We start from the raw sequence: 21,827 nt of genomic DNA on the forward strand, positions 1-21,827 counted from the left end.
GCTCGCCGATGACTCATTTTCGCGCCTGGCCGACTGCGTGTTCGACGCGGTCGGCGCTGAGCGCGTCGAGGGGCACGCGTTCACCGTCTGCGGCGTCGACGATGTCGCTGGTGAGCCCCCTGGCGTTGTCGCCGGCGTCGACGACGACGACGTGTGCGCCCCGCTCGGCGAGCGCCGACGCGGCCGTTCGGGTCGCCGCCGTGGGGGTGTCGGTGGCGTTCGCCTGGCCGTCAGTCACAACGACGACGACGCTCGTGTCGGGGTCCGCGCGCGCGAGCACGTCGTCGGCGGCTCGCAGTCCCGCTGGCAGCGGCGTTCGGTCGCCAGTGGGGAGGTCTTTGAGGTGGCGGGCGGCCAGCGCCACGCTGTCCGTGGGCGGCACCAGCACGTCGGCGTCGTCGCCCGCGAACGCGACCACGGCGATCTCGTCGCGGTGCTGGTAGGCGTCCCGGAGCAGGTCGAGCGCGACGCCTTTCGCGGCGCGCATCGGCCCCCGCATGGACGCGCTGGCGTCCACCGCGAACACGACGAGCGCGGACGCCGACCCGGCGTTGATCGACTGCCTGAGGTCCCGCGATTCGACGGCGTCACTGCCGCGCGCGGCGGCCGCGCGGACCGACGCAGCGGCGTCGACGTCGTCGGCGGGTGTCGCGCGCTCGGTTCGCACGCGCGCCCCCCGGGCGTCCGGGCTCGGAGTGGCGGACGCACGCCCGGAATCGCCGGTGGCGCGCTCGGCGTCCGGCGCGTCAGTGTCCGGGGCCACGCCGGTGCCTGGTTCGACCGTGTCCCCGCGGGGCTGGCCGGGCACCAGCGGCGCGGCGTCTTCGGTGTCCTCGTCGTCGCCGCGCTCGCCGTCCGTCGGATCGTCGCCGGCCTCGGAGGCGGCGGGGGCCTGGCTGCCCTCGGACTGGCTGTCGTCCGGGCCTCCCGTCGGGGCCTCCGCCCCGTCGGTGTCACCGTCCGGCTCGGCGTCGGCCTCGCCGTCGTCGGTGGGTTCCGGATCGTCGCCGCCCGCCTCGTCCGAGGTTTCGGGGTCGCCTGCCTCGTCGGACTGGTCGCCGTCGTCGTCGAAGTGGTCGTCAACGACGTCCTCGGGGTCGGGTGCGTCCTCGAAGGGGCGGGACTGCAGGCGGTGTGGGAGCGCGAACCCCGCGGCGCGTTCGATGTCGGCCTCGGTGACCGTCGGGCGGCCGTCGAGCGCCGCGAGCGTGCGGGCGGCGCGGGCGGTGGCCACGTCGGCGCGGTGGCCGTCGACGCCGGCGTCCCGGCAGAGTTCGGCGATCTCGCGGGCCAGCGACTCGGGGAGGTCGACGTCGGGCAGCAGGTCGCGGGCGGTCACCAGGCGGTCGCGGACGGCGGCGGTGTCGGCGGCGTAGTCGCCGTCGAAGCCCGCGAGCGCGCGGTCCATGATCTCGACGCGGTCGGCGATCTCCTCGCTGCCCGCGACGGCGACGCGGAGCGCGAACCGGTCGCGGAACTGCGGGCGGAGGTCGCCCTCCTCGGGGTTCATCGTGCCGACGAGCGTGAACTCCGCGGGGTGGGTGACGCTGACGCCGTCGCGTTCGACGCGGTTGACGCCGCTGGCGGCGGCGTCGAGCAACACGTCCACGAGGTGGTCATCGAGGAGGTTCACTTCGTCGACGTAGAGGATCCCCCGGTTGGCCGCGGCCAACAGTCCCGGGCTGAACTCGGCGTCGCCGGCGAGCGCGTCGGTCACCGACAGCGAGCCGACGACGCGATCGCGGGACGCCCCCAGGGGAAGTGTGACGAACGGGACCGGACGCGATTCGACCGGCGGGTCGGTGCGGTCCCGGCAGTCCGCGCACTGCCGGGTGGGGTCCTCGGGCGGACAGCCGTAGGGGCAGTCCGCGACGGCGCGCTGGTCGGGCAGCAGGTCGGCGAGCGCGCGGGCGGTGGTGGACTTCGCGGTGCCCTTCTCGCCGGTGACGAGCAGCCCGTCCAGGGACGCGTTCGCGGCGACGGCGAGCAGCCCCGTTTTGAGGTCGTCTTGGCCGACGACGGCGGGGAACGGCGCGCCGGCACGCCGGTCGGGCGACAGCTTTTTGCTGCGTCCCAAATCAACCATAGTTGTAATACTCCAATGGAGGTTTAACAGCGTTGTGACTGTACTTGCACTCTACACCGCGACCGAGAACGAGCTCGGCGCTGTCCAGGCGGCCGCCGGCCGCGTCGACGTGGATCTCGTCGCGCGCTCGGAGAGCGACCTCGACGACGAGACCGCCGTCGAGGCGTTCCTGGACACCGCCGCGGACGCCGACGCAGCCGTGTTCTGGCTGCACGGCGCCGAGGACAGCATGCCGGGGTACGACCGCGCGACCGCCCGGCTGGCCGACGCCGGCGTCCCGCTGGTGGTGAAATCCACCGGCGACGCCTACGCCGTCGAGGACACCACCGTCGCCGCCGAGGACCGCGACACCGTCTACGAGTACCTCGACCGTGGGGGGTCGGCGAACGTCGCCAACTGCCTGCGGTTCCTCGGTGACCGCTACTCGGGGACGGAGTTCGCGTACGACGACCCCGTTGCGCTCCCGACGGAGGGCGTCTATCACCCCGACCACCCCGGCATCGACTACGACGGCCTGCGTGCGACCTTCGACCCCGACGCCCCGACGGTGGCGGTGTGGTTCTACGAGTCCCACTGGACCCACGAGAACACCCGCTACGTCGACGGCGTCGTGCACGCCCTGGAGTCCCAGGGTGCGAACGCGCTCCCGGTGTTCTGCAACCCGGCGACCGACACCGACGAGCAGGAAGACGCCGAGTGGGTCACCGACCAGTGGCTGCTTGCCGACGGCGAGCCGGTCGTCGACGCCGTCGTGTCCTCGTTCATGTTCTCGCTGTCGATGGACGAGCGCGGCCGGTCGGCAAGCGACGAGGGCGACGCCGCCGAGGACGTGTTCCTCGACCGCCTCGGGGTGCCAGTCCTCCAGACGGTCACGACGATGCGCTCGCGGTCCCGGTACGAGTCGGCGGACACCGGCGTGATGGGCTTCGAACTCGCGCTCTCGGTCGCACTGCCCGAGTTCGACGGCAACGTCATCACCCACCCCATCTCGGGCAAGGAGCGCACCGACGACGACGCCGGCATCGGCACCGCGCCGAAACAACACTTCCCCATCGCGGACCGCGTCGAGCACGCCGCCAGCCTCGCCGTGAACTGGGCGCGGCTGCGCCACCTCGACAACGACGAGAAACGGGTCGCCGTCGTCCTCCACAACTACCCGCCCAGCGACGACGGCATCGGGACGGCGTTCGGCCTGGACACCCCCGAGAGCACGGTCAACCTGCTGGACGAGCTGGACGCACGCGGGTACAGCCTCGGTGGGAAGACGCCGCCCGAGGGCCAGGCGCTGATCGAGCAGCTGACCAGCCAGCTCACCCTCGACGACCGCTGGGTCGCCCCCGAGGACGTCCGCGAGCGCAGCGTCGACGTGGTGTCGACCGACGAGTACGCGGCGTGGTGGGCCGACACCGACCCCGAGTTCCGGGCGAACGTCGTCGCGGAGTGGGGGGAGCCGCCCGAGCGGCCGTTCGCGATCCCGGGCGTCGAGTACGGCAACGTGCTCGTGACCGTCCAGCCACCCCGCGGCTTCGGCATGGACCCGGAGAAAGTCTACCACGACAGCGACCTCCAGCCGCCCCACGACTACTACGCGTTCTACGCGTGGCTCCGCGAGGAGTTCGGCGCGGACGCCGTCGTGCATCTCGGCACGCACGGCAGCCTGGAGTGGCTGCCCGGGAAAACCGTCGGCCTCGACGCCGAGAGCGCGCCCGACGCGCTGCTGGGGGATCTGCCGAACGTCTACCCCTACATCGTCAACAACCCCGGGGAGGGCACGCAGGCCAAGCGCCGGTCGTACGCCGCGGTCGTCGACTACCTCACGCCCGTGATGAGCAACGCCGGCACCTACGACGAGCTCGCCGAGTTGGAGGAGCTGGCGTCGCGCTACCGGGAGGCCGGCACCGGAGCCGGCGCGGACGCCGAGTCCCACATCGCGGACCGCATCCGCGAGCAGGTGGCCGACCTCGATCTCGCCGTCGAACTCGGCATCGAGGGCGAGATATCCGAGAAAGCCGACGTTCGCGGCCCCGACGCGGCCGGCAGCTCGCTCGCGGAGGGCGCCGTGGACGGCGACACCGTGGGCATCGAGGCGCTGGTCGAGCGCGTCCACGAGTACGTCACGGACGTGAAGACGACCCAGATCCGGCTGGGCCTGCACACGATGGGCGAACCGCCCGCGGACGACCGCCTGGTGGAGTATCTCGTGGCGCTCACGCGCCTGGAGAACCCGGGCGCGCCGTCGCTGCGGGAGTCCGTCGCGGGCGTGCTCGGCGTCGACTACGGGACGATGCTCGACTCCCCGGGCGAGTACAGCGAAGCCCTGGGGATGACGTACGCCGAGGCCGCCGACGAGGTGTACGAGACGAGCGTCGACCTCGTGGAGACGCTCGCCGCCGAGGGGTTCGACGTGCCGGCGTCGAACGTCGCGGCCGGCCCCGACGACGAGGTGAACATGAACCTCCTCGTGGTCGACATCGACACCATCGGTGACGCCCGCGCGAAGTCGGGCGCGCACGACGACCTGCGTGCGGTGTTGGCGTTCATCTGCGAGGAGGCCGCCCCGCGCGTGTTCGGGGCGGAATCGGAGATCCCGCAGACGGCCGACGCCCTCGACGGCGAGTACGTCGAACCCGGCGGGAGCGGCGCGCCCACCCGGGGCGGCGTCGATCTGCTGCCGACGGGCCGGAACTTCTACACGCTGGACCCGCGGAAAGTCCCGGCCAGAACGGCGTGGGACGTGGGCAAGGAGGTCGCCGACGGCGTCGCCCAGCGCCACCAGGAAGACGAGGGCGAATACCCCGAGGAGGTCGGCGTGGTCGCGTGGGGGACCCCGACGGTCCGCACGCGCGGGGAGACCATCGCGCAAGTACTCGGTCTGATGGGCGTCCGGCCGGTCTGGACGGACGCCGGCCGGGTCGACGACGTGGAGCCGATCCCCCTTGGGGACCTCGGCCGCCCGCGGATCGACGTGACCACCCGGGTGTCGGGGCTGTTCCGGGACGCGTTCCCGCAGGCCGCCGGCGTCGTCCACGACGCCGTGGACGCCGTCGTCGACCTCGACGAGCCACACGACATGAACTACGTCAAAAAGCACGTCGAGGCGGAGGCGGCCGAACTCGAAGCCGAGGGCGTCGAGAACCCCGAACAGGCCGCGAAGCGCCGCGTGTTCACCACGCGGCCGGGCGGCTACGGCGCGGGGACGAACAAGGCCGTCGACGAGGGCGAGTGGGACGACCGCTCGGACCTCGCCGACGTCTACGTCCAGTGGGGCGGCTACGCGATGGGGTCGCGGGGCCGCGTCAGCGAGGCCCACGACGCCTTCGAGCGCCGCCTCGGGAACGTCGACGCGACGGTGAAAATCGAGGACACGATGGAGCAAGACGAGTTCGACTCCTCGGACTGGTACGCGTTCCACGGCGGGTTCATCACCGCCGTCGCCGAGGAGAGCGGCGCGGAGCCGGCCTCGTACGTGGGGGACTCAAGCGACCCGGACAACGTCGACGTCTACACCAACGAGGAGAAAGTGCGCAAGGCGATGCGCGCCCGCGTGCTCAACCCGGAGTGGCTGGACTCCATGGAGGACCACGGCTACAAGGGTGCCGGCGACCTCTCCTCGACGGTCGACGTGACGCTCGGCTGGGACGCGACGACGGGCGTCGTTTCGGACACGCTCTGGGCGGACGTGGCCGAGAAGTACGCCTTCGACGAGGACCGCCAGGAGTGGCTGCGGGACGTGAACCCGTGGGCGCTGTCCTCGATCACGGACACGCTGCTTGAGGCGATCGAGCGCGACCTCTGGGGGGCCGACGACGAGACCGCCGAGCGCCTGCGTGACCTCCACCTGCAGGTGTCGGGCGACCTGGAGGCGCGCGCGTCGGGCGAGCACGACACGCCAGCCGACGGCGACGAACGCGAGACACCACTACATGACGACTGACACCACACCGGACGGCGACGACGAACAGGACTTCGAGTCGTACGCGGACCTCGGCGCGACCACGGAGAAGGCCTTAGACATCGCGGAGACGAGCATGGATCGGGTGCGCGAGCTGGTGCCCGACGAGACGCTCGCCGACCGCCTCCGCCAGAAGTCCGTGCACGCGACCGGCGACCCCGAGTTCCAACACCTGCTGCGGTTCAACGGCGGCGAGCCGGTGCGAGCGGGCGCGCGCGCCGTGCTCGACGAGGCACCCATCGTCACCGACATCACGATGGTGAAAGCGGGCGTGACCGGGCGGGGCCACGACTGCGAGGTGCGCAAAGCCATCGGGAACGGCGCCGAGCTGGCGGCCGAGACCGGGATGACGCGGACGGCGGCGTCGGTGCTCGAACTCGACAAGCAGGGCGTCTACGACGGCGCGATCGCGGTCGTCGGGAACGCGCCGACGGCGGCGCTGGCGCTGGCGGACTGCATCGCGGACGGCACCCGGCCGGCCGTCGTCGTCGCCACGCCCGTCGGGTTCGTGAAGGCCGCCGAGAGCCGAACGCGGCTCCGCGAGGTCGCCGCCGAGTACGGCGTGCCCGCGGTCACGAACGTCGGGCGGCGCGGGGGCAGCGGGCTCGCGGCGGGACTGACGAACGAGCTGGTGCACGTCGCCAGCGACGTTCGGGACGGCGACGTCTCGCTGACGGAGTCATGAGCGAGGAGTACGACCTCGATTCGGGGCCGGACCCGGCGTCGTTCGCCGCCCAAACCCCGGAGCCGGCGGCCGGCGACCACGCCGTGCACGCGGTCGGCATCGGCCCCGGGAACCCCGCGTTCCTGACGGCGCGCGGCGAGCGCGCGATCCGGGACGCCGAGGTGATCGTGGGCTTCGAGACGGTCGTGGAGTTCGTCGCCGATCTGACCGACGCCGACCTGTTGACGTGTGGGTACCGCGACGAGCAGGCCGCGCTGTCGGCGTTCGGCGAGCGCGTGGCCGACGGCGCACGCGGGACGGCGGTGTTGATGGGTGACCCGAACCACTCGGGCTACCAGTTCCTGGGGAAAGTCGAGCGCGCGGTGGGCAAGCCCGTGCGGGTGGTGCCGGGCATCTCCTCGCTGCAGGTGGCGGCCAGCCGGGCGCGCACCCCCATGGAGGACACCGCGTTCGTGACCCTCCACAGGAGCGGCGACGTGAGCGACGGGGTGGCGCGGCTGCGGGACGCCGTGGGCGACCGCCACCTGCTGGTGTTGCCGCGGCCGTTCGACCTGATGCCGGGGGACATCGCCGCCGACCTCCTGGAGGCGGCGGACGCGGCCCCGGATCTGGACGCCCTCGTGTTGGAGCGGCTCACCCACGACGACGAGTCGATCACGCGAACCACGCTGGGGGAGCTGGCCGCCCACGCGGGCGAGGAGACGCCGTTCTCGGATCTGTCCGTGCTGGCCGTCCGGCGGTCGGCTTAAGCGCCGTCGCCGTCGGTGGCGAACGCCGGCGCGGTGGCCGTGAGCGTGGTCGCGGCGGTGGTGTCGCGGTCGGCGAGCACGCGCTGCTGGGCCAGCGTGGCTTCGACGGCGTCCGTGAGCCGTGGGTGCGCGCCCAGCGGGTCGGCGTACGCGATGCCGCCGCGGGCCAGGTCCAGCCGGTCGGGGATGTCGCGGTCGGTGGCCGCGCCGGCGGCGACGAACACCGGGACGACGACGGCGTCGTCGGTGCTGAGGTTGTACCGGAGGCATTCGACGGCGGGGTTCTGGACGAGGTGGCTGGTGGCGACATCGTCGTACGTCCCGCGCTCGCGGAGCCTGGCGGCGTGGTATTCGGCGACCTGGCGGTGGTAGGGCAGCGAGCTCGCGCCCAGCGTGACGAGGCCGATCGCAGACGGGGCGTCGGCGGCGGCGTCGGTGGCGCGGTCGTGGATCACGTCCGTGACCGCGCCGCTTCGCCCGATGGGCTCGCAGTACTGCACGGTCGCGTCGGTGAGCGCCTGGAGGGCGGCGGGCACGCCGACCGTGGTTTCGCGGGTGTGGGCGGTGGTCATCGGAACGGCGAACACGCGGTCGGCGTCGATGGCCGTGAGCCGGCCGCGCAGATCACGCCGGGGCTCGTGGTCGTAGTGGCGGGCGTGGACGGCGTCCGCGACGCCGCGCTCGCGGAGGCGCTGGGCGTGGGTCGCGAGTGTTTCGCGGGCGTGGGGCGTGTCGCGGCCGAGCAAGAGGAGCGCGTCGCGTGTCATGGGTGAAGCAAGCTGGGTTGTCCGAACCCAACTGTGGTTGCATACGGCGTCGTGCCATCGACGCTAATAGCTTGCGCTGGCTCCCCGGCGGCGACCGGGTGATCGACCACCGAATTAAAGAGTGTCTCCACACTGAAACGACGTATGTCCGGAACACCAGACACGCTGTTCGCACTCGCCGCGGGCGCAACCCGAACGGCGGCTATCGAGGGGATCAGTGCCGCCGGCGCGGATCCCGCGCTGATGGCACACACGCCGAGCGCGGACGCCGAACTGCTGACGTACGGCCACACGGTCCGTGCGCCCGTGGTGCCGGTCAGCCCGTCGGGGTGTCCGACACCCGCGGTCATCACGCGAGCGGTCCGAGAGCTGGTCGGCTTCGAGTCGCTTGTCATCGACGCCGGGCTCGCCGAGCCGACGGGCGCACCCACGGTGACAACGGGCATCAGCCCGGGCGCGGACATCCGCGATGAAACCCCCGTTCCGGACGCCGAAGCGGCGTACAGTGCGGCCTACGAGTTCGGCCACGGTCTCCACACTGACGAGCTCGTGATCGCCGAAACCATTCCGGGCGGCACCACGACGGCGATGGGGGTGTTGGCGGCGCTGGGCGAGCCCCGGATCGTGTCCTCGTCGCTGCCGAACAACCCCGTGGCGCTCAAAGAGCGGGTCGTCGACGACGCGCTCGCGGCAAGCGGCCTCGAACAGGGCGACCTCGCGGGCGAGCCCGTCGCGGCAGTCCGGCAGATGGGTGATCCGGTGTTGGCCGTGGTTGCCGGGCTGGCGGCGGGCGCGCTCGACGCCGGGATCGACGTGACGCTTGCCGGCGGCACCCAGCTCGCGACCGCGGGCGCGCTCGTCCGCCACGACGGCGTGACCGAGCCGATGACGCTCGCCACCACGTCGTTCGTGGCCGGCGACGATTCGGCGGGGATCGACGCCCTGGCGGCCGACCAGGACCTCGCCGTGACCGTCACCGACCCCGCCTTCGAGGCGCGGGAGTCTCACCCCGCGATGGCCGCCTACCTCGACGGCGAAGCCAAGGAGGGCGTCGGGATGGGGGGCGCGCTCGCGCTCGCCTCGGAGGCCGGGATCGGAATGGACTCGGTGCGCAACGCCATCATCTCAGTGTATGACAGAGTCTGAGTCGGCAAGCGGGATGGACGGCGTCGTGCTGGGCGGGACGGCGTCCGGCGTCGGAAAGACGGTGGCGACCCTGGCGGTCGCGCGGGCGCTCGCCGACGCCGGACACGACGTACAGCCGGCGAAGGCCGGCCCCGACTTCATCGACCCGAGCCACCACGAGCCGGTCGTGGGCACGCCCTCGCGGTCGCTTGACCCGTGGTTGTCCGGGACCGACGGCATGCGCCGGACGTACCACCAGGGGGACGGCGACGTCTGCGTGGTCGAAGGCATGATGGGGCTGTACGACGGCTCCGTGGCCAGCACCGCGCGCGTCGCGAGCGAGCTCGACCTCCCGGTGGTGCTCGTCGTGGACGCCAGCGCGGGCATGCAGAGCGTCGCCGCCACGGCACTGGGGTTCCAGGCGTACGCCGCCGAAGCATCCGTCGACGTGGACGTGGCGGGCGTGCTCGCGCAGCGCGCCCACGGCGGCCGCCACGCCGACGGGATCCGGGACGCCCTCCCGGACAGCCTCACGTACTTCGGGCGCGTCCCGCCGCGGGACGACTTGGACGTCCCGGACCGCCACCTCGGCCTCCACATGGGCTCGGAAGCGGCGATCGACGACGACGCCGTGGACGCCGCCGCCGCCCACGTCGCCGCCGAACGCATCGCGGACGTGGCGCGAACGCCGCCGCGCCCGCCGGCCCACGATCCGGCCCCGGACACCGGCCAGACGGTCGCGGTTGCGGACGACGCGGCGTTCTGTTTCGCGTATCCGGCGACCCGCGAGCGCCTCCGCGAGCGCGCCGACGTGGTCACGTTCTCACCGGTTGCGGGCGACGACCTGCCGGCCTGCGATGGGGTCTACCTGCCCGGGGGGTACCCCGAGTTGCACACGGACGCCCTCGCCGACGCGCCCGCCCTGGACACGCTGGGCGCGCGGGCCGCCGACGGCCTGCCGGTGTTGGGTGAGTGTGGCGGCCTCATGGCGCTGGCCGAATCGCTGACGACGACCGACGGCGACACCGCCGAGATGGCGGGCGTGTTGCCCGCTGACGTGCGGATGCAGGACCGCTACCAGGCGCTGGACCACGTCGAGCTCCGGGCGACCGGGGACACCCTCACCGCCGGCTCCGGGGCGACGCTGCGTGGCCACGAGTTCCATTACTCCGCGGCCACCGTGGCCAGCGACGCGCGCTTCGCGTTCGCCGTCGAGCGCGGCGACGGCATCGACGGCGACCACGACGGACTCACCGAGTACCGGACGCTGGGCACGTACGCCCACGTCCACCCCGAGAGCACCGCGTTCGACGCTTTTCTCGATGCATTATGACAGCCACCGACGACGACACCACGACCGCCGACGAACAGGACGCCGACACGATGCGGCCCGCCGAGATCACGCCCACCGCCCCCGCGGAGTTCGGGCTCGTGCAGGTGTGGTGGGGTGACGGCAAGGGCAAAACCACGGCCGCCCTCGGGATGGCGATGCGGGCGGCCGGCCACGGCTTCCGCACGCACGTGGTGCAGCTGATGAAAGGCGGGACCGGCACCGTCGAGGACGTGCGCGGGGAGTACGCCGCCATCGACGCGGTGCCCGGGATCACCTACGAGAACGCCGGCCACTACGGCTGGCACGGGTTCCACGACGGCAGCAGCGACGACGAGCACGCCGCCCGCGCGAACGGCGGGCTCGCGCGCGCCCAGGAGATCGTGGACGCGTCCACCGGGGTGGACGGAGCGGTGCCCCTCGACGCCGACCCCACCGAGGGCGTGCATTTGCTCGTGCTGGACGAGGTGTTGTACGCCGCCAACCGCGGGCTGGTCGACCCCGAGGACGTGGTGGCGCTCATCGACACCAAGCCCGACGACCTGGAGGTGGTGCTCACGGGCGGGCACACGGAGCCGACGTTCGTGACCGAGCGCGCGGACCTCGTCACGGAGGTTCGGAAGCAACGCCACCCCATGGAGAACGGGCAGGGCGCGCGCAAGGGGACGGAGTACTGAGATGACCGCGGGCGAGGACTGCCGGACGATCCTGGTGGCGGGGACCGCCTCCCACGTCGGGAAGAGCACGGTCGCGGCGGGGCTCTGTCGGCTGCTCGCCGACCGCGGGCTGTCGGTCGCGCCGTTCAAGGCTCAGAACATGAGCAACAACGCCCGCGCGGTGCCGGTGGCCGACGGCGCGCCGCCAGCCGCCGACCCGTGGGGCGAAATCGGCGTGTCCCAGTACGTGCAGGCGCGGGCCGCCCGCACGGCGGCGTCGACGGACCACAACCCGGTGTTGTTGAAGCCCCGCGGGGACGCCGAGAGCCAACTCGTCGTGGACGGGCGGGCGGTCGGCCACTACAGCGCGGGGTCGTACTACGAGTCCCACTGGGCGGACGCCCGCGACGCCGCGGCCGCGGCCCACGCCCGCCTGGCCGCCGACAACGACGTGGTGGTCGCGGAGGGCGCCGGCAGCATCGCGGAGCTCAACCTCCACGACCGCGATCTGGCGAACCTCGAAACCGCGCGGTTCGCCGACGCCACCATCCTGCTCGTCGTGGACATCGAGCGCGGCGGCGCGTTCGCCAGCCTCCACGGGACGCTGGCGCTGCTGCCCGACGACATCCGCGACCGGGTGGCGGGCGCGGTGATCACGAAGTTCCGCGGGGATCGGTCGCTGCTCGACCCCGGCATCACCGAGATCGAAGCGCGCACCGGCGTGCCGGTGCTCGGCGTCATCCCGCACGACGACCCGGGGTTGCCCGCGGAGGACAGCGTGTCACTGCCGGACCCCAGCGAGCGCGTGGTGGACGGCGGCCAGGACGGCGTCCCCGACGCGGCGTCGGTGACGGTGGCGGTGCCACACCTCCCCCACATCTCGAACTTCACTGACCTCGCGCCGCTGGCGCGCACGCCCGGCGTCCGCGTTGCCTACCAGCCACTGGACGCGCCGCTGGCGGCGGCCGACGCGGTCGTGCTCCCCGGCACCAAGAACACCGTCGACGACCTGCGGGCGGCCCGGGAGGCCGGCCTCGGGCGGGCGCTGCGCGCGTTCGACGGCCCGATCGTCGGGCTGTGTGGCGGCTACCAGATGCTCGGCGACCGCATCACCAACGCCGCCACGGAGTCCACGGCCGACGACCTCGGGGCCGTCGACGGCGTTGGCGTGCTCCCCGTGGAGACCGCCTTTCAGCCGGACAAGCGCGTCGAGGCGGTCACCCGAGAGCTCGCCGACTGTGGCGCGCTCGGCGGCGCAACGGGCGCCGTCACCGGCTACGAGATCCACATGGGCCGAACCACCGTGCCGGACGGCGTCCCCCAGCCGGTCGGCCCGGCGAGCGCGGCCCGGGGGCGCGTGCTCGGCACCTACCTCCACGGGCTGTTCGGGAACGACGCCGCACGCAGGGGGTTCCGGGACGCCGTCTTCGCGGCCGCCGGCGTCGAACAGCCCGCGCCCGCCGACACCCCCGACCAGTCGCCGTCCGATGCGGCAGCCGCGCTCGTCGACGCGCACGTCGACCTCGACCCGCTCGGGGTGCCCCCCGCCCCGGACGCGTGACCGACCGATTCAAGTCCGCGTGCGGCCAGCGTTCTACCGTGTCAACGTCGTTTGATCTGTTCGGGACGCTCGTGGACGCGCCGCGGCCCGAAGCCCCGGCGACCGCGGTCGCGGACGCGCTCGCCGCCGCCGGCGTCCGGGTGCCCGACGACTGGACGGCGGCGTACCGGCAGCCACACGCCGACCACGCGCCGGGCGTGGAGCGGTCGCTGTCCGCGCACGTCGCCGACGCCCTCGAAAGCCGGGGGGTCGAAGCGCCCTCGGACACGGTCCGGGCGGCCACGCTTGCCGCCTTCGAGACGCCCGTCCAGCGTCGCCCCGGCGCGGCCGCCGCAGTCGAGGCGGCCGCCGAGCGCGGCCCGGTGGCGGTGCTCTCGAACTGCAGTATTCCCGGCCTCGCCGAGCGCGCGCTCTCCCAGGCCGGCCTCGCCGACCGCTTCGACGCCGTCGTGACGAGCGTGGGCTGTGGCTGGCGGAAACCCCACGCCAACGCCTTCCAGGCGGTCGCCGACGCGCTGGATGCGCCGCCGGAAACGCTGGTGCACATCGGCGACGACCCGGAGGCTGACGGCGGCATCACCGCAGTGGGCGGGCGGGCGGTGTTGCTCACCGAAACCCCACTCCAGGCCGTGCCCGCTGCCCTCGACGACGCATGACGGCGGCGGCCGTGGGCGCGGTCGCCGTGGGGGTCGCCCTCGACGCCGCGATCGCGGAGCCGCCGGCCGGCTGCCACCCCGTGGCGTGGTTCGGGCGCGCTGTCGGTGTCGTCGACCGACCGTGGACGCGGCCGCTGGCCGTGGGCGCGCTCGCCGCGATCGCGTTGCCGCTTGCCGCCGCCACCACCGTCTGGGCAGTGGTCACGGCGGCCACCCGGGGGAGCGCGCTGGCGGGCGCGGTCGTGGCCGGGCTCGTGGTGTTCGTGACGACCAGCCGGCGCATGCTGCTGGCGGAGGCAAGCGGCGTCATCGCCGCCACGAGAACCGAGAACAGCCTCGACGCCGCCAGACGCCGGCTGCGCGCGCTCGCGGGCCGCGATCCCGACGCGCTGTCGGCCGGCGAGCTGCGCAGCGCGGCCGTCGAGAGCACCGCCGAAAACCTGGCTGACGGCCTGGTCGCGCCGCTGGCGGCGTTCGCCGTGGGCGCGGCGGTCGTGTCGCTGCCCGCGGGCGCGGCCGCCGCGGCGTGGGTGAAAGCCGTGAACACGCTCGACTCCATGCTCGGCTACCGGTCGAAGCGCGTGGGCACCGCGAGCGCGCGCCTCGACGACGCCGTGATGTGGGTGCCGGCGCGGCTGGCCGCGGTCCTGATCGCGGCCGCCGCCCGCGCCCCCGCTGCGGTGTCCCGGGCCGCCGCCGACGCCGGCGCTCCCCCGTCGCCCAACTCCGGGTGGCCGATGGCGACGCTGGCGGCGGTCCTGGACTGCCGGCTGGTGAAACCCGGGGTGTACGAGCTCCGCGAGGCCGCCGCACTCCCCGGACTGGCCGAGAGCCGGCGCGGCGTCCGCGTGGTGAGCGCCGCGGGCGGCCTCGCGTACGCGCTCACGGCGGCGGTCGTCTACGCCGGAGGTGGCGGGCTGTGAGAGACGCCCTCCTGGGTGCGGTGAGCTTCCTCACGCGGCTGCCCGTGGCGTACAGCGAACCCCGCTGGGAGGCGTTCATCGCCGCCCCGTGGGCGTTCCCGCTGGCGGGCTACGTCGTCGGCGCGCTCCTCGCCGTGCCGATGCTGGCGGGCGGCGTCCCCCACGGAACGGTCGCGTTCGCGTACCTCACCGTGGTGTTCGCGGTCACCGGCATCAACCACCTCGACGGCGTCGCGGACGCCGGTGACGCGGCGGTGGTGCACGGCGACCCCGCCGACCGCCGCACGGTGCTGAAGGACACGACGACCGGCGTGGGCGCCATCGCCGCGGTGGTCGTGGTCGTCGCCGGCCTGGTGACCGGCAGCCTGGGTGTGGCTGCCCTCCCAACGTGGACCGCCGTGGGGGTCGTCGTCGCGACCGAGGTGGGCGCGAAAACCAGCATGGCGGCGGTGGCGTGTCTCGCGCACGCCCCACACGACGGGCTGGGCTCGCAGTTCACCGGGAACGCGACGCCCGGCGCGCTGCCAGCGGTCGCGGGTGTCGCGCTCCCGGTGGCCCTGGCGTCCGTGCCGTCGCCGGCCGCGGCCGGCGCGCTGGCGGGCGCGGTCGGCGCGGGCGCGCTGACGCGGCGCTGGCTCACGGGACTGCTGGGCGGAGCGAACGGCGACGTGTTCGGCGCGGTCAACGAGGTCAGTCGCGTGGTCGGACTCCACGCGGGGGTGGTCGTGTGGACGCTGTGGTGATGTGTGGCGGGCGCGGCACCAGGCTGGACGCCGCCGCCGAGAAGCCGCTGTTCGAGGTCGGCGGGCGCGCGATGGTCGATCACGTCCGGGCGGCGCTCGAAGCCGCCGGCCGGATCGACACCACCCACGCCGCCGTGTCGCCGCACGCGCCCGACACCGCAGCCCACCTCGCGGCCACGCCGCTGTCGCTCATCGAGACGCCGGGCGACGGCTACGTGGCGGACCTCACGGCGGCACTGGATGCGGTCGGGACGCCCGTGCTGACGGTCGCCGCCGACCTCCCACTGCTGGCCCCCGCCGTCGTGGACACCGTGGTCGCCGCCGCCGACGGCGCGACGACGAGCGCGTGCGTCCCGCGAGCGCTGAAACACGAACTCGGCGTGAGTACTGACGCCGACGCCGACGCGTGGGTGCCCACCGGCGTCAACGTCGTCGGCGGGGGCGACACCGAGGCCACCCACCGGAGCTTCGACGCGCGCCTCGCGGTGAACGTGAACCACCGATCCGACGCCGCGGTGGCGGCGCGGCTGCTCGCGGCCACCGACCGCAGGAATCACCCCCGGTGAGCCCGTGACACACGACAATGCACCCTGACGCCGTCCGCGACGCCGGCCGGGTTGCCCACGGCGGCAGCGACGACCCCGACGTGCTCGACTTCAGCGCGAACACCACCCCGCGGACGCCCCCCGGCACCCGAGCGGCGTACACCGCCGCGCTCGACGACGCCGCCCGCTACCCCGACGACGACTACCCCGCGTTCCGGGCGGCCGCCGCCGACCACGTTGACTGCGCCCCGGACACCGTCGTGCAGACGCCGGGCGGCCTCGCCGGCATCCGGCTGGCCATCGAAACCCGTGTCACGCCCGGCGACACCGTGCTCGTGCCGGCCCCGAGCTTCAGCGAGTACGCCCGCGAGGTCGAACTGCAGGGCGCAACGCCCGTCTTCGTGCCACACGACGCCCTCCTCGACGCCGACCCCAGCGAGCACACGCTGGCGATCGCGTGCACCCCCAACAACCCCACTGGCGACCGCTACGACGACGACGCATTGCGCGCGTTCGCCGCGCGCTGCCGGGCCGCAAACACCGAACTGCTGGTCGACGAGGCGTTCCTGGGGTTCACCGACGCCCCCTCGATCGCCGGGACCCCGGGGGTCGTGGTCGCGCGCTCGCTCACCAAGCTGTTCGGGCTGCCCGGGCTGCGCGCGGGGTTCCTCGTGGCCGTCGGCGACCGCCTGACGACCCTCCGCACGGCGCGCCGGACGTGGAACCTCGGCGCGCCCGCCGCGGCCGTGGGTGCCCACGCGATGCGCCAGTCCGAGTTCGTCGCCGAAACCCGACGGCGCGTCGCCAGCGAACGGGCGCGCATGCGGGCCGCTCTGACCGACGCCTTCGACGTGCATCCGTCGAGTGCGCCGTTCCTCCTGCTCGATGTCGGTCCGCGGCCCGTCGACGCCGTCATGGCCGCCGCCAGCGCCGAGGGCATCAGGCTCCGGGACGCCACCACGTTCCGAGGGCTCGACAGCCACGTGCGGGTCGCCGTCCGCACCCCCGACGAGAACGACCGCCTCCTGGCGGCGCTGGCGGATGTTTGAGACGACGCTGCGCGACGGCGTGCTCGAACTCGCCGCCCCGGGCGCGCGGTGGCTCTCGACCGGCTGGAACGGCGGTGACACGCGCGCGGACCGCGCGTACAGCATCACCGTGCCCGACGACTGGGCCCCCGACAGCACCCACGCGTACGTCACCGACCGCCTCGCAGCCGCGGGCTTCCCGCCCCGCGACGACGCCCCCGTGTTGCTCACTGGCGTCGCACAGGAGCACGCGCGCATCGCGCGCTGCGGCTCGGTCGCGGTCGCGGCGACCGCCGGCCTCTCGAACCCCGCCGCGCTCCCGATGGACCCCGACGGCGGCACCCTCCCGGACGCCAAGCGCGCACCGCCGGGCACGGTGAACCTCGTCGCCGCGACGACCCGAGCGCTCGACGACGCCGCGCTCTCGAACCTCATCGCGGTCGCGGCGGAAGCAAAAGCCGCGACGCTGCTCGCCACCGCCGGGTTCCCCGGCACGACCAGCGACGCCGTGGTTGTGGCCTGCGACCCTGGCGGCGAAACCGCGCCGTACTCCGGGAGTGCAACGCCCGTGGGGGCTGCCACCCGGGCCTGCGTCCGGGAGGCCGTGCGCGCCAGCCTCGACAGCCGCGACGCTGCCAGCCCCGACTCGGTGGAATCGGCCGCGCACGGCACGACGACGGACGTGCAGGCGGCGGTGTTTCGGCCGTCGCCGGGGTGGAACGGGTAACAGAGAACCGGGGTCGCGCCACCACGGATACCCACGGCGTCAGCAACGGACATATCGAGCCGGCTAGTGCGGTCCACAGCGCGGTTCTCCGTTCGGAACGGCGAGCAGGCGCTCGAAGCGTCCTCGAAGCTGTACGATCACTCACCATGGTCTCTCCCGCGAAAGCCCATCACCCATGGCTCCGTTCCGGGAGGACGGTCGGACCCATGCTCCCGAGGATGGCGAGTCGGCTTCCGAAGTACGTGACGCAGTAGACGAGGGCGGAGAGTGGGTCGAAACCGAACAGGAGTGCGACAAACGCGACGATCAGAAGAAAGCTGTTGAGCTGCATCACGATCATCCCCGGCTTTGCGTCTTCAGCGCTTACCCACGGAACGGGGTTCCGCTGTTGCATCAACGGTGGGAAACCGGCTCCGAGCACGACTCCCAGAACGGCCCCGATGATGACTGCCAGGCTGTCTATCGTGGTCCCCCACTCCGAGACGGGCGCAACCATGTCAAAGATCAAAAACACGTAGACCAAAATCGATAATACCACCGTGAGCCCGGCCGCCTGGACAACTGTGGTGGCGAATGCCAGTGGGCTCGTATAGTCGATCGGTGTCGCGTATAACCGTTCAATTTCCGTTTCGTACCGCTGTATCCCAACGTAGACTATGACCCCCATGATCCCAATCAACACAGAAATGACAACCAATATCGGGCTCGGGATTAGTGCGCTAACAAATATCATGAACGCCGACGCGACGACAATAAATACGGACCCTAACCTCTGCTTTCTGGTCGGTTTCACGTTTGCTCTAACTATCGGTAGATAATGATAGGTTTTGTGAATGACTATCTGGGCAATATTTCGCGCGGAGAATAGAATCTATCGCTAGGCGAGACACAACAGCCGACTTCACAGGAGTGCCGGGGACAGATCCATACGACTGCACCAGAGGGATCATCTGGAGTTCCGATGTCTGCGTCGTGGGTATCGGGAGATGATGGGATTGCTCCATTGATAAGTTATAATTAGACAGAACTAATTGGACTTATAATAACTTCAACGTTCGGTTTCAGCCTCTCGCCGGACAATATGACTATTAGCGAAGTTCCTGAGAGGAGACATACAATCCAGATCCCAGACAGTCAGCGCGAGCGCTATTGTAGAAGCCGTCTTACCGAGTTTGGTAATATGCTAAAGCATAAAGTATATAAAATCTCAGTTTTAATTTTCTATATGGATGTAAATAAGGTCGCTCTTGGGTCTCTTATCATGTTGCTATCTATTTCAACTATGATCTATGGAAAAATAACACACTACACATTGAATAACCACGCCTTCTTCTCTATGGCATATTCACTTGGCTGCCTCGGATTCTTAGTGGGCGTGATTGGTGTTTACATGGGCCACAGTTATACATAAATTAAACTCTATAATTACTTGTCAGGATTATACACTATAGTGGACCGGTCGTTAAAAGTCCGACCACCATAATTCGAGAATTTGTCAAATCTTGCTTTGGTTTCAGTTTCGACTATCTGTTGTCCGTCAGTGGGCGATGAGTTAAATTCAAAAAATGAGATTACATTATATACACCCTTACCATTTATATCATCTGAAGTAAAGTGATATTTCCACTCTCCCTCATCATCATTACTAAAGTTTGTGATGTCTGTACTTGGAATTGTTACAGTAGCACCTATAGAGACAGATGGAGTACCACCTGAATAGGATGCTGACATAGAGTACGAACTCGATCCACCATTGTCCTCAACTGGAGCAGTGTCTTTCACCTCACCCGTATCAAATGAGCCAGATTGCCATTGATGCCAGCATTTCAGCAGTTCTTTTTTCCATTTTGTCTCACAATTAGAATCGCCTGGCACAACATCGAGCTCAGAGGCACATGCAAATACGTTGTCTTTAGACTCATGTTGGTAAATCTTTGAGGTTTCTTCGACTTTCCCAGTTGGACACCTATCACCTACTACGTTCTTTGTTTCCCCAACAGGATCACCCAGATTCCGATCAACATCGAAACCACCCCAATCGTTTGAACTTGCTTGAGGTGTCAGGCCACCACCATTATTCCTTTCTTTCTTAAACTTCTCCATTTGACCATGTATATTACTAACAACATCTTCCATATCTGGCTTCATTGGTTCAGTAGCTGTTACTTGATCATCATTCTCAGATGTACTAGAAACATCATTGAGGTTATAGACGTCACTGTCTGGCGCTGATCCGACAAATACTGACGCCCGCCCCTCTGGGCTAATATAAACTCCGTATCCGACCAGGTTCAGATCATTTTCTTCAATAACTGGTTTGCTGATGTACAGACCATCAGTCTCCATTCCACTCTCATGCTTTCTGTAGTATTTGTCCGTGGCTATGTTTACAACCTCATCTATATCATTTTGTCCTACAGGATCATCTCCGGTTCCTTTTCGCTGAATATAGACACCATCTGTCTCTCCTCCTGATTTTGCGGCTCCGGCTGTAGTTGCAAACATCCCCAGTCCAACTGCTTTGAGCAGGCTTCTTCTTCGCATCACAACATGTATTATTTCCCTGTGCTATTAAGCTTAACTATTCCTGAACAAAATTAAAATAAAGTTGAGTGATTACTACAGTAAATTATTGTACCATATTAATTTCTACCCAAACCGAATCTCTCCGACCAAATGACATATGAAGTATTTCTCCCTCCAACTTCCACTGATCTATTCCGCCGCTTATCGTTCCATAAGCCGAAGTATTATCATTTGAAGTACCATCCTGATCGTCGATCTTACTATACCCAGCTACAAACTCGGTGACATCAAATGAGTAAGAACAGTCGCTCAGATGGCCGTTATCTTCACCGGTAACCTCCACATTTCCTTGTTCACTAGTGTGGTTTCCTGTGTTTTCTACCTTCACATCAGCGCTGCCGCCCTCTTTTCCAAAACAAGTGAGTTGAGCGCTTTCTTCATCAGGGATTGTAAAGGAATCTTCTCCGTAGCCTTTCACTTGACCACTAACTGTAGCTGACTCATTATCATAGGATATATTATCATTTTCCTCTATGTTTTTATTTGTCTCTATATTATCAGTACTAACAGTTACTTCATAATCAGCCGTATTTGGTGAATGCGATTTAATTGTGACCTCCTTCCGACTACTTGCACTGGCTGTCTGTGAGAATGTGGTACCAAGTCCTGCGAAACTGGCCACCACTCCGAATTTCCGTATTGAATTTCTCCGGGTTACCTCATTCATACGCCACTTATTATTATATTAGTCTATGCATTAATTGTTTTGAAAAAACAGCATATAAATATACAGTTTAAGTCCATTTAAATGATTTGAATGGTAAAGAGACAAGCTAGTCAAGGTTGAATCTGGAGATTAAACGCTCTCGAACCTAAGTGTGCGTACAACGCTCATAAACCATTGCCGACTTGATGCACACGTCTGTCCCTGCAACGAGGCGGGTAACCCCATCAACCGATAGCGAGACAGACAACAAATGTAACAAACATTATGGTAACGTACCAGACGGTCACTCTGAGTCCAAACGGTCCAATGAGCAGCACTGCGGTCCCGTTGACAGGTAAGGAAGCGAGGAGGAAGCAAGTCCGGGCGTCGCACTCGATTGAACGAGGCCGCCAGAAGGGAGACAATCTAGCACAGACAAGAGGGTGTTACCACGCCTGATCGGGCAGGCAGGGACATTACCACTACATCGTGACTGTAGAGTTTCTGCTTGACTCACTCTGGTGGGAGAGGACTCCTGTGCTATCCGACGATGAACGATACTCCGATGAGCAGCGTGGTAATAAGGAACACGAGGTGAAGAAACAATCCCACGAATTAAAGAGCACATTGGAGGCATCTCACGCATCCTGATAAGCAGCGTGGGCAAGGTCGAGCAGTTCGAAGACCGCGGTATCGGCGGTGTAGCAGTACTATTTGCGCCTCTTCCAGAGTTTGTGACTACTCACCTTCCGGGCCTGTGCTTGAATGCAGCACCAGTATTTATATCTTAGTTATTGGTTTATCGACCGATGTAAAATGAACACAAGAGGTAGCGCGTGAATCAGTACGTTCAATTGCGTGGGTTCGCCATCGAACAGTATGGCCACTGAACTCGACCACCACTGCCCGAACTGCGAGGCCGAACGCGCGTTCTACCGGACCGCAGCGATGAACGTCCACCTCGGCCTGAAGACGAAATGGTCGTGTCCGGACTGCGAATACGGGTTCATCCGGATCGCCGCCGACGACGACATCTCGACGGCGACAGCGTAGCTCACCGCC

Annotated in this window: 19 protein-coding genes; 14 read left to right on the forward strand and 5 right to left on the reverse strand. The window is 68.4% G+C overall.

What is annotated here, in order from left to right:
• Positions 1–13: 13 nt before the first annotated feature.
• Complete coding sequence (locus JRZ79_RS19265) at positions 14–2,086, reverse strand: VWA domain-containing protein (protein WP_205251995.1); 2,073 nt, start codon at positions 2,084–2,086, stop codon at positions 14–16.
• Between the two features lie 34 nt (positions 2,087–2,120).
• Here JRZ79_RS19265 and cobN point away from each other — a divergent pair, with 34 nt between their 5' ends.
• Genes cobN through JRZ79_RS19280 form a run of 3 tightly spaced genes read left to right on the forward strand, consistent with a single transcriptional unit; the run spans position 2,121 to position 7,472 of the window.
• Positions 2,121–6,020 (forward strand): cobaltochelatase subunit CobN, encoded by a 3,900-nt coding sequence (gene cobN, locus JRZ79_RS19270; RefSeq protein WP_205251996.1) that lies wholly within the window; start codon positions 2,121–2,123, stop codon positions 6,018–6,020.
• Positions 6,010–6,723: a precorrin-8X methylmutase gene (locus tag JRZ79_RS19275; protein ID WP_205251997.1), complete on the forward strand. Its 714-nt coding sequence runs from the start codon at positions 6,010–6,012 to the stop codon at positions 6,721–6,723. Before cobN ends, JRZ79_RS19275 begins: the two co-directional genes overlap by 11 nt.
• Complete coding sequence (locus JRZ79_RS19280) at positions 6,720–7,472, forward strand: cobalt-precorrin-7 (C(5))-methyltransferase (protein WP_205251998.1); 753 nt, start codon at positions 6,720–6,722, stop codon at positions 7,470–7,472. The genes JRZ79_RS19275 and JRZ79_RS19280 overlap by 4 nt, the downstream gene beginning before the upstream one ends.
• Here JRZ79_RS19280 and JRZ79_RS19285 read toward each other — a convergent pair.
• Positions 7,469–8,239, reverse strand: a complete 771-nt coding sequence (locus JRZ79_RS19285; RefSeq protein ID WP_205251999.1) for a sirohydrochlorin chelatase — start codon at positions 8,237–8,239, stop codon at positions 7,469–7,471. The two genes, JRZ79_RS19280 and JRZ79_RS19285, sit on opposite strands and share 4 nt — an antisense overlap.
• A 144-nt stretch (positions 8,240–8,383) precedes the next feature.
• Between JRZ79_RS19285 and JRZ79_RS19290 the strand changes: the two genes are divergently transcribed.
• From JRZ79_RS19290 to cbiZ, 10 genes are read left to right on the forward strand one after another with little or no spacing between them, the layout of a single operon-like run.
• On the forward strand, positions 8,384–9,385 hold the full coding sequence (locus JRZ79_RS19290) for a nicotinate-nucleotide--dimethylbenzimidazole phosphoribosyltransferase (protein WP_205252000.1): 1,002 nt from the start codon (positions 8,384–8,386) through the stop codon (positions 9,383–9,385).
• A gap of 13 nt (positions 9,386–9,398) precedes the next feature.
• The gene (locus tag JRZ79_RS19295; RefSeq protein ID WP_205251895.1) at positions 9,399–10,697 is read left to right on the forward strand and encodes a cobyrinic acid a,c-diamide synthase; all 1,299 of its coding nucleotides are present in this window, start codon (positions 9,399–9,401) and stop codon (positions 10,695–10,697) included.
• Between the two features lie 50 nt (positions 10,698–10,747).
• Positions 10,748–11,371 carry a cob(I)yrinic acid a,c-diamide adenosyltransferase gene (locus tag JRZ79_RS19300; RefSeq protein ID WP_049892603.1) on the forward strand — a complete coding sequence of 208 codons (624 nt, stop codon included), beginning with the start codon at positions 10,748–10,750 and terminating at the stop codon, positions 11,369–11,371.
• A 1-nt stretch (position 11,372) separates the two neighbouring features.
• Positions 11,373–12,911 (forward strand): cobyric acid synthase, encoded by a 1,539-nt coding sequence (locus JRZ79_RS19305; protein WP_205252001.1) that lies wholly within the window; start codon positions 11,373–11,375, stop codon positions 12,909–12,911.
• A 38-nt stretch (positions 12,912–12,949) separates the two neighbouring features.
• Positions 12,950–13,567 (forward strand): HAD family hydrolase, encoded by a 618-nt coding sequence (locus tag JRZ79_RS19310; protein WP_205252002.1) that lies wholly within the window; start codon positions 12,950–12,952, stop codon positions 13,565–13,567.
• Positions 13,564–14,490 (forward strand): cobalamin biosynthesis protein, encoded by a 927-nt coding sequence (locus JRZ79_RS19315; protein ID WP_205252003.1) that lies wholly within the window; start codon positions 13,564–13,566, stop codon positions 14,488–14,490. Before JRZ79_RS19310 ends, JRZ79_RS19315 begins: the two co-directional genes overlap by 4 nt.
• Positions 14,487–15,233, forward strand: coding sequence for an adenosylcobinamide-GDP ribazoletransferase (cobS, locus tag JRZ79_RS19320; RefSeq protein WP_205252004.1), 747 nt, complete (start codon positions 14,487–14,489; stop codon positions 15,231–15,233). The genes JRZ79_RS19315 and cobS overlap by 4 nt, the downstream gene beginning before the upstream one ends.
• The gene (locus tag JRZ79_RS19325; protein ID WP_197535909.1) at positions 15,233–15,799 is read left to right on the forward strand and encodes an NTP transferase domain-containing protein; all 567 of its coding nucleotides are present in this window, start codon (positions 15,233–15,235) and stop codon (positions 15,797–15,799) included. Before cobS ends, JRZ79_RS19325 begins: the two co-directional genes overlap by 1 nt.
• A gap of 17 nt (positions 15,800–15,816) precedes the next feature.
• Entirely contained in the window at positions 15,817–16,827 is a 1,011-nt protein-coding gene (gene cobD / locus JRZ79_RS19330; protein ID WP_205252005.1) for a threonine-phosphate decarboxylase CobD, read from the forward strand.
• Complete coding sequence (gene cbiZ / locus JRZ79_RS19335) at positions 16,820–17,533, forward strand: adenosylcobinamide amidohydrolase (protein WP_205252006.1); 714 nt, start codon at positions 16,820–16,822, stop codon at positions 17,531–17,533. Before cobD ends, cbiZ begins: the two co-directional genes overlap by 8 nt.
• Positions 17,534–17,702: 169 nt before the next feature.
• Here the strand turns inward: cbiZ and JRZ79_RS19340 are convergent, their stop codons facing one another.
• From JRZ79_RS19340 to JRZ79_RS19350, 3 genes are all read right to left on the reverse strand, one after another.
• A complete protein-coding gene (locus JRZ79_RS19340; RefSeq protein ID WP_205252007.1) occupies positions 17,703–18,326 on the reverse strand; it encodes a hypothetical protein in 624 nt (207 codons plus the stop codon).
• 632 nt (positions 18,327–18,958) lie between these two features.
• Complete coding sequence (locus JRZ79_RS19345) at positions 18,959–20,077, reverse strand: hypothetical protein (protein ID WP_205252008.1); 1,119 nt, start codon at positions 20,075–20,077, stop codon at positions 18,959–18,961.
• A gap of 85 nt (positions 20,078–20,162) precedes the next feature.
• On the reverse strand, positions 20,163–20,786 hold the full coding sequence (locus JRZ79_RS19350) for a hypothetical protein (protein WP_205252009.1): 624 nt from the start codon (positions 20,784–20,786) through the stop codon (positions 20,163–20,165).
• Between the two features lie 858 nt (positions 20,787–21,644).
• Here JRZ79_RS19350 and JRZ79_RS19355 point away from each other — a divergent pair.
• Positions 21,645–21,818 (forward strand): hypothetical protein, encoded by a 174-nt coding sequence (locus JRZ79_RS19355; RefSeq protein ID WP_010903161.1) that lies wholly within the window; start codon positions 21,645–21,647, stop codon positions 21,816–21,818.
• Positions 21,819–21,827: the final 9 nt, after the last annotated feature.

Origin of the sequence: Halobacterium sp. BOL4-2 (assembly GCF_016917835.2) — an archaeon.
Taxonomy (GTDB): Archaea; Halobacteriota; Halobacteria; order Halobacteriales; family Halobacteriaceae; genus Halobacterium; species Halobacterium salinarum.

What these genes read in the sequence shown, in the direction of transcription:
- JRZ79_RS19265 (WP_205251995.1), bottom strand. Translation starts at nt 2,086, where the DNA reads ATGGTTGATTTGGGACGCAGCAAAAAGCTGTCGCCCGACCGGCGTGCC.
- JRZ79_RS19275 (WP_205251997.1), top strand. Translation starts at nt 6,010, where the DNA reads ATGACGACTGACACCACACCGGACGGCGACGACGAACAGGACTTCGAG.
- JRZ79_RS19280 (WP_205251998.1), top strand. Translation starts at nt 6,720, where the DNA reads ATGAGCGAGGAGTACGACCTCGATTCGGGGCCGGACCCGGCGTCGTTC.
- JRZ79_RS19285 (WP_205251999.1), bottom strand. Translation starts at nt 8,239, where the DNA reads ATGACACGCGACGCGCTCCTCTTGCTCGGCCGCGACACGCCCCACGCC.
- JRZ79_RS19290 (WP_205252000.1), top strand. Translation starts at nt 8,384, where the DNA reads ATGTCCGGAACACCAGACACGCTGTTCGCACTCGCCGCGGGCGCAACC.
- JRZ79_RS19295 (WP_205251895.1), top strand. Translation starts at nt 9,399, where the DNA reads ATGGACGGCGTCGTGCTGGGCGGGACGGCGTCCGGCGTCGGAAAGACG.
- JRZ79_RS19300 (WP_049892603.1), top strand. Translation starts at nt 10,748, where the DNA reads ATGCGGCCCGCCGAGATCACGCCCACCGCCCCCGCGGAGTTCGGGCTC.
- JRZ79_RS19305 (WP_205252001.1), top strand. Translation starts at nt 11,373, where the DNA reads ATGACCGCGGGCGAGGACTGCCGGACGATCCTGGTGGCGGGGACCGCC.
- JRZ79_RS19315 (WP_205252003.1), top strand. Translation starts at nt 13,564, where the DNA reads ATGACGGCGGCGGCCGTGGGCGCGGTCGCCGTGGGGGTCGCCCTCGAC.
- JRZ79_RS19325 (WP_197535909.1), top strand. Translation starts at nt 15,233, where the DNA reads ATGTGTGGCGGGCGCGGCACCAGGCTGGACGCCGCCGCCGAGAAGCCG.
- cobD (WP_205252005.1), top strand. Translation starts at nt 15,817, where the DNA reads ATGCACCCTGACGCCGTCCGCGACGCCGGCCGGGTTGCCCACGGCGGC.
- cbiZ (WP_205252006.1), top strand. Translation starts at nt 16,820, where the DNA reads ATGTTTGAGACGACGCTGCGCGACGGCGTGCTCGAACTCGCCGCCCCG.
- JRZ79_RS19345 (WP_205252008.1), bottom strand. Translation starts at nt 20,077, where the DNA reads ATGCGAAGAAGAAGCCTGCTCAAAGCAGTTGGACTGGGGATGTTTGCA.
- JRZ79_RS19350 (WP_205252009.1), bottom strand. Translation starts at nt 20,786, where the DNA reads ATGAATGAGGTAACCCGGAGAAATTCAATACGGAAATTCGGAGTGGTG.
- JRZ79_RS19355 (WP_010903161.1), top strand. Translation starts at nt 21,645, where the DNA reads ATGGCCACTGAACTCGACCACCACTGCCCGAACTGCGAGGCCGAACGC.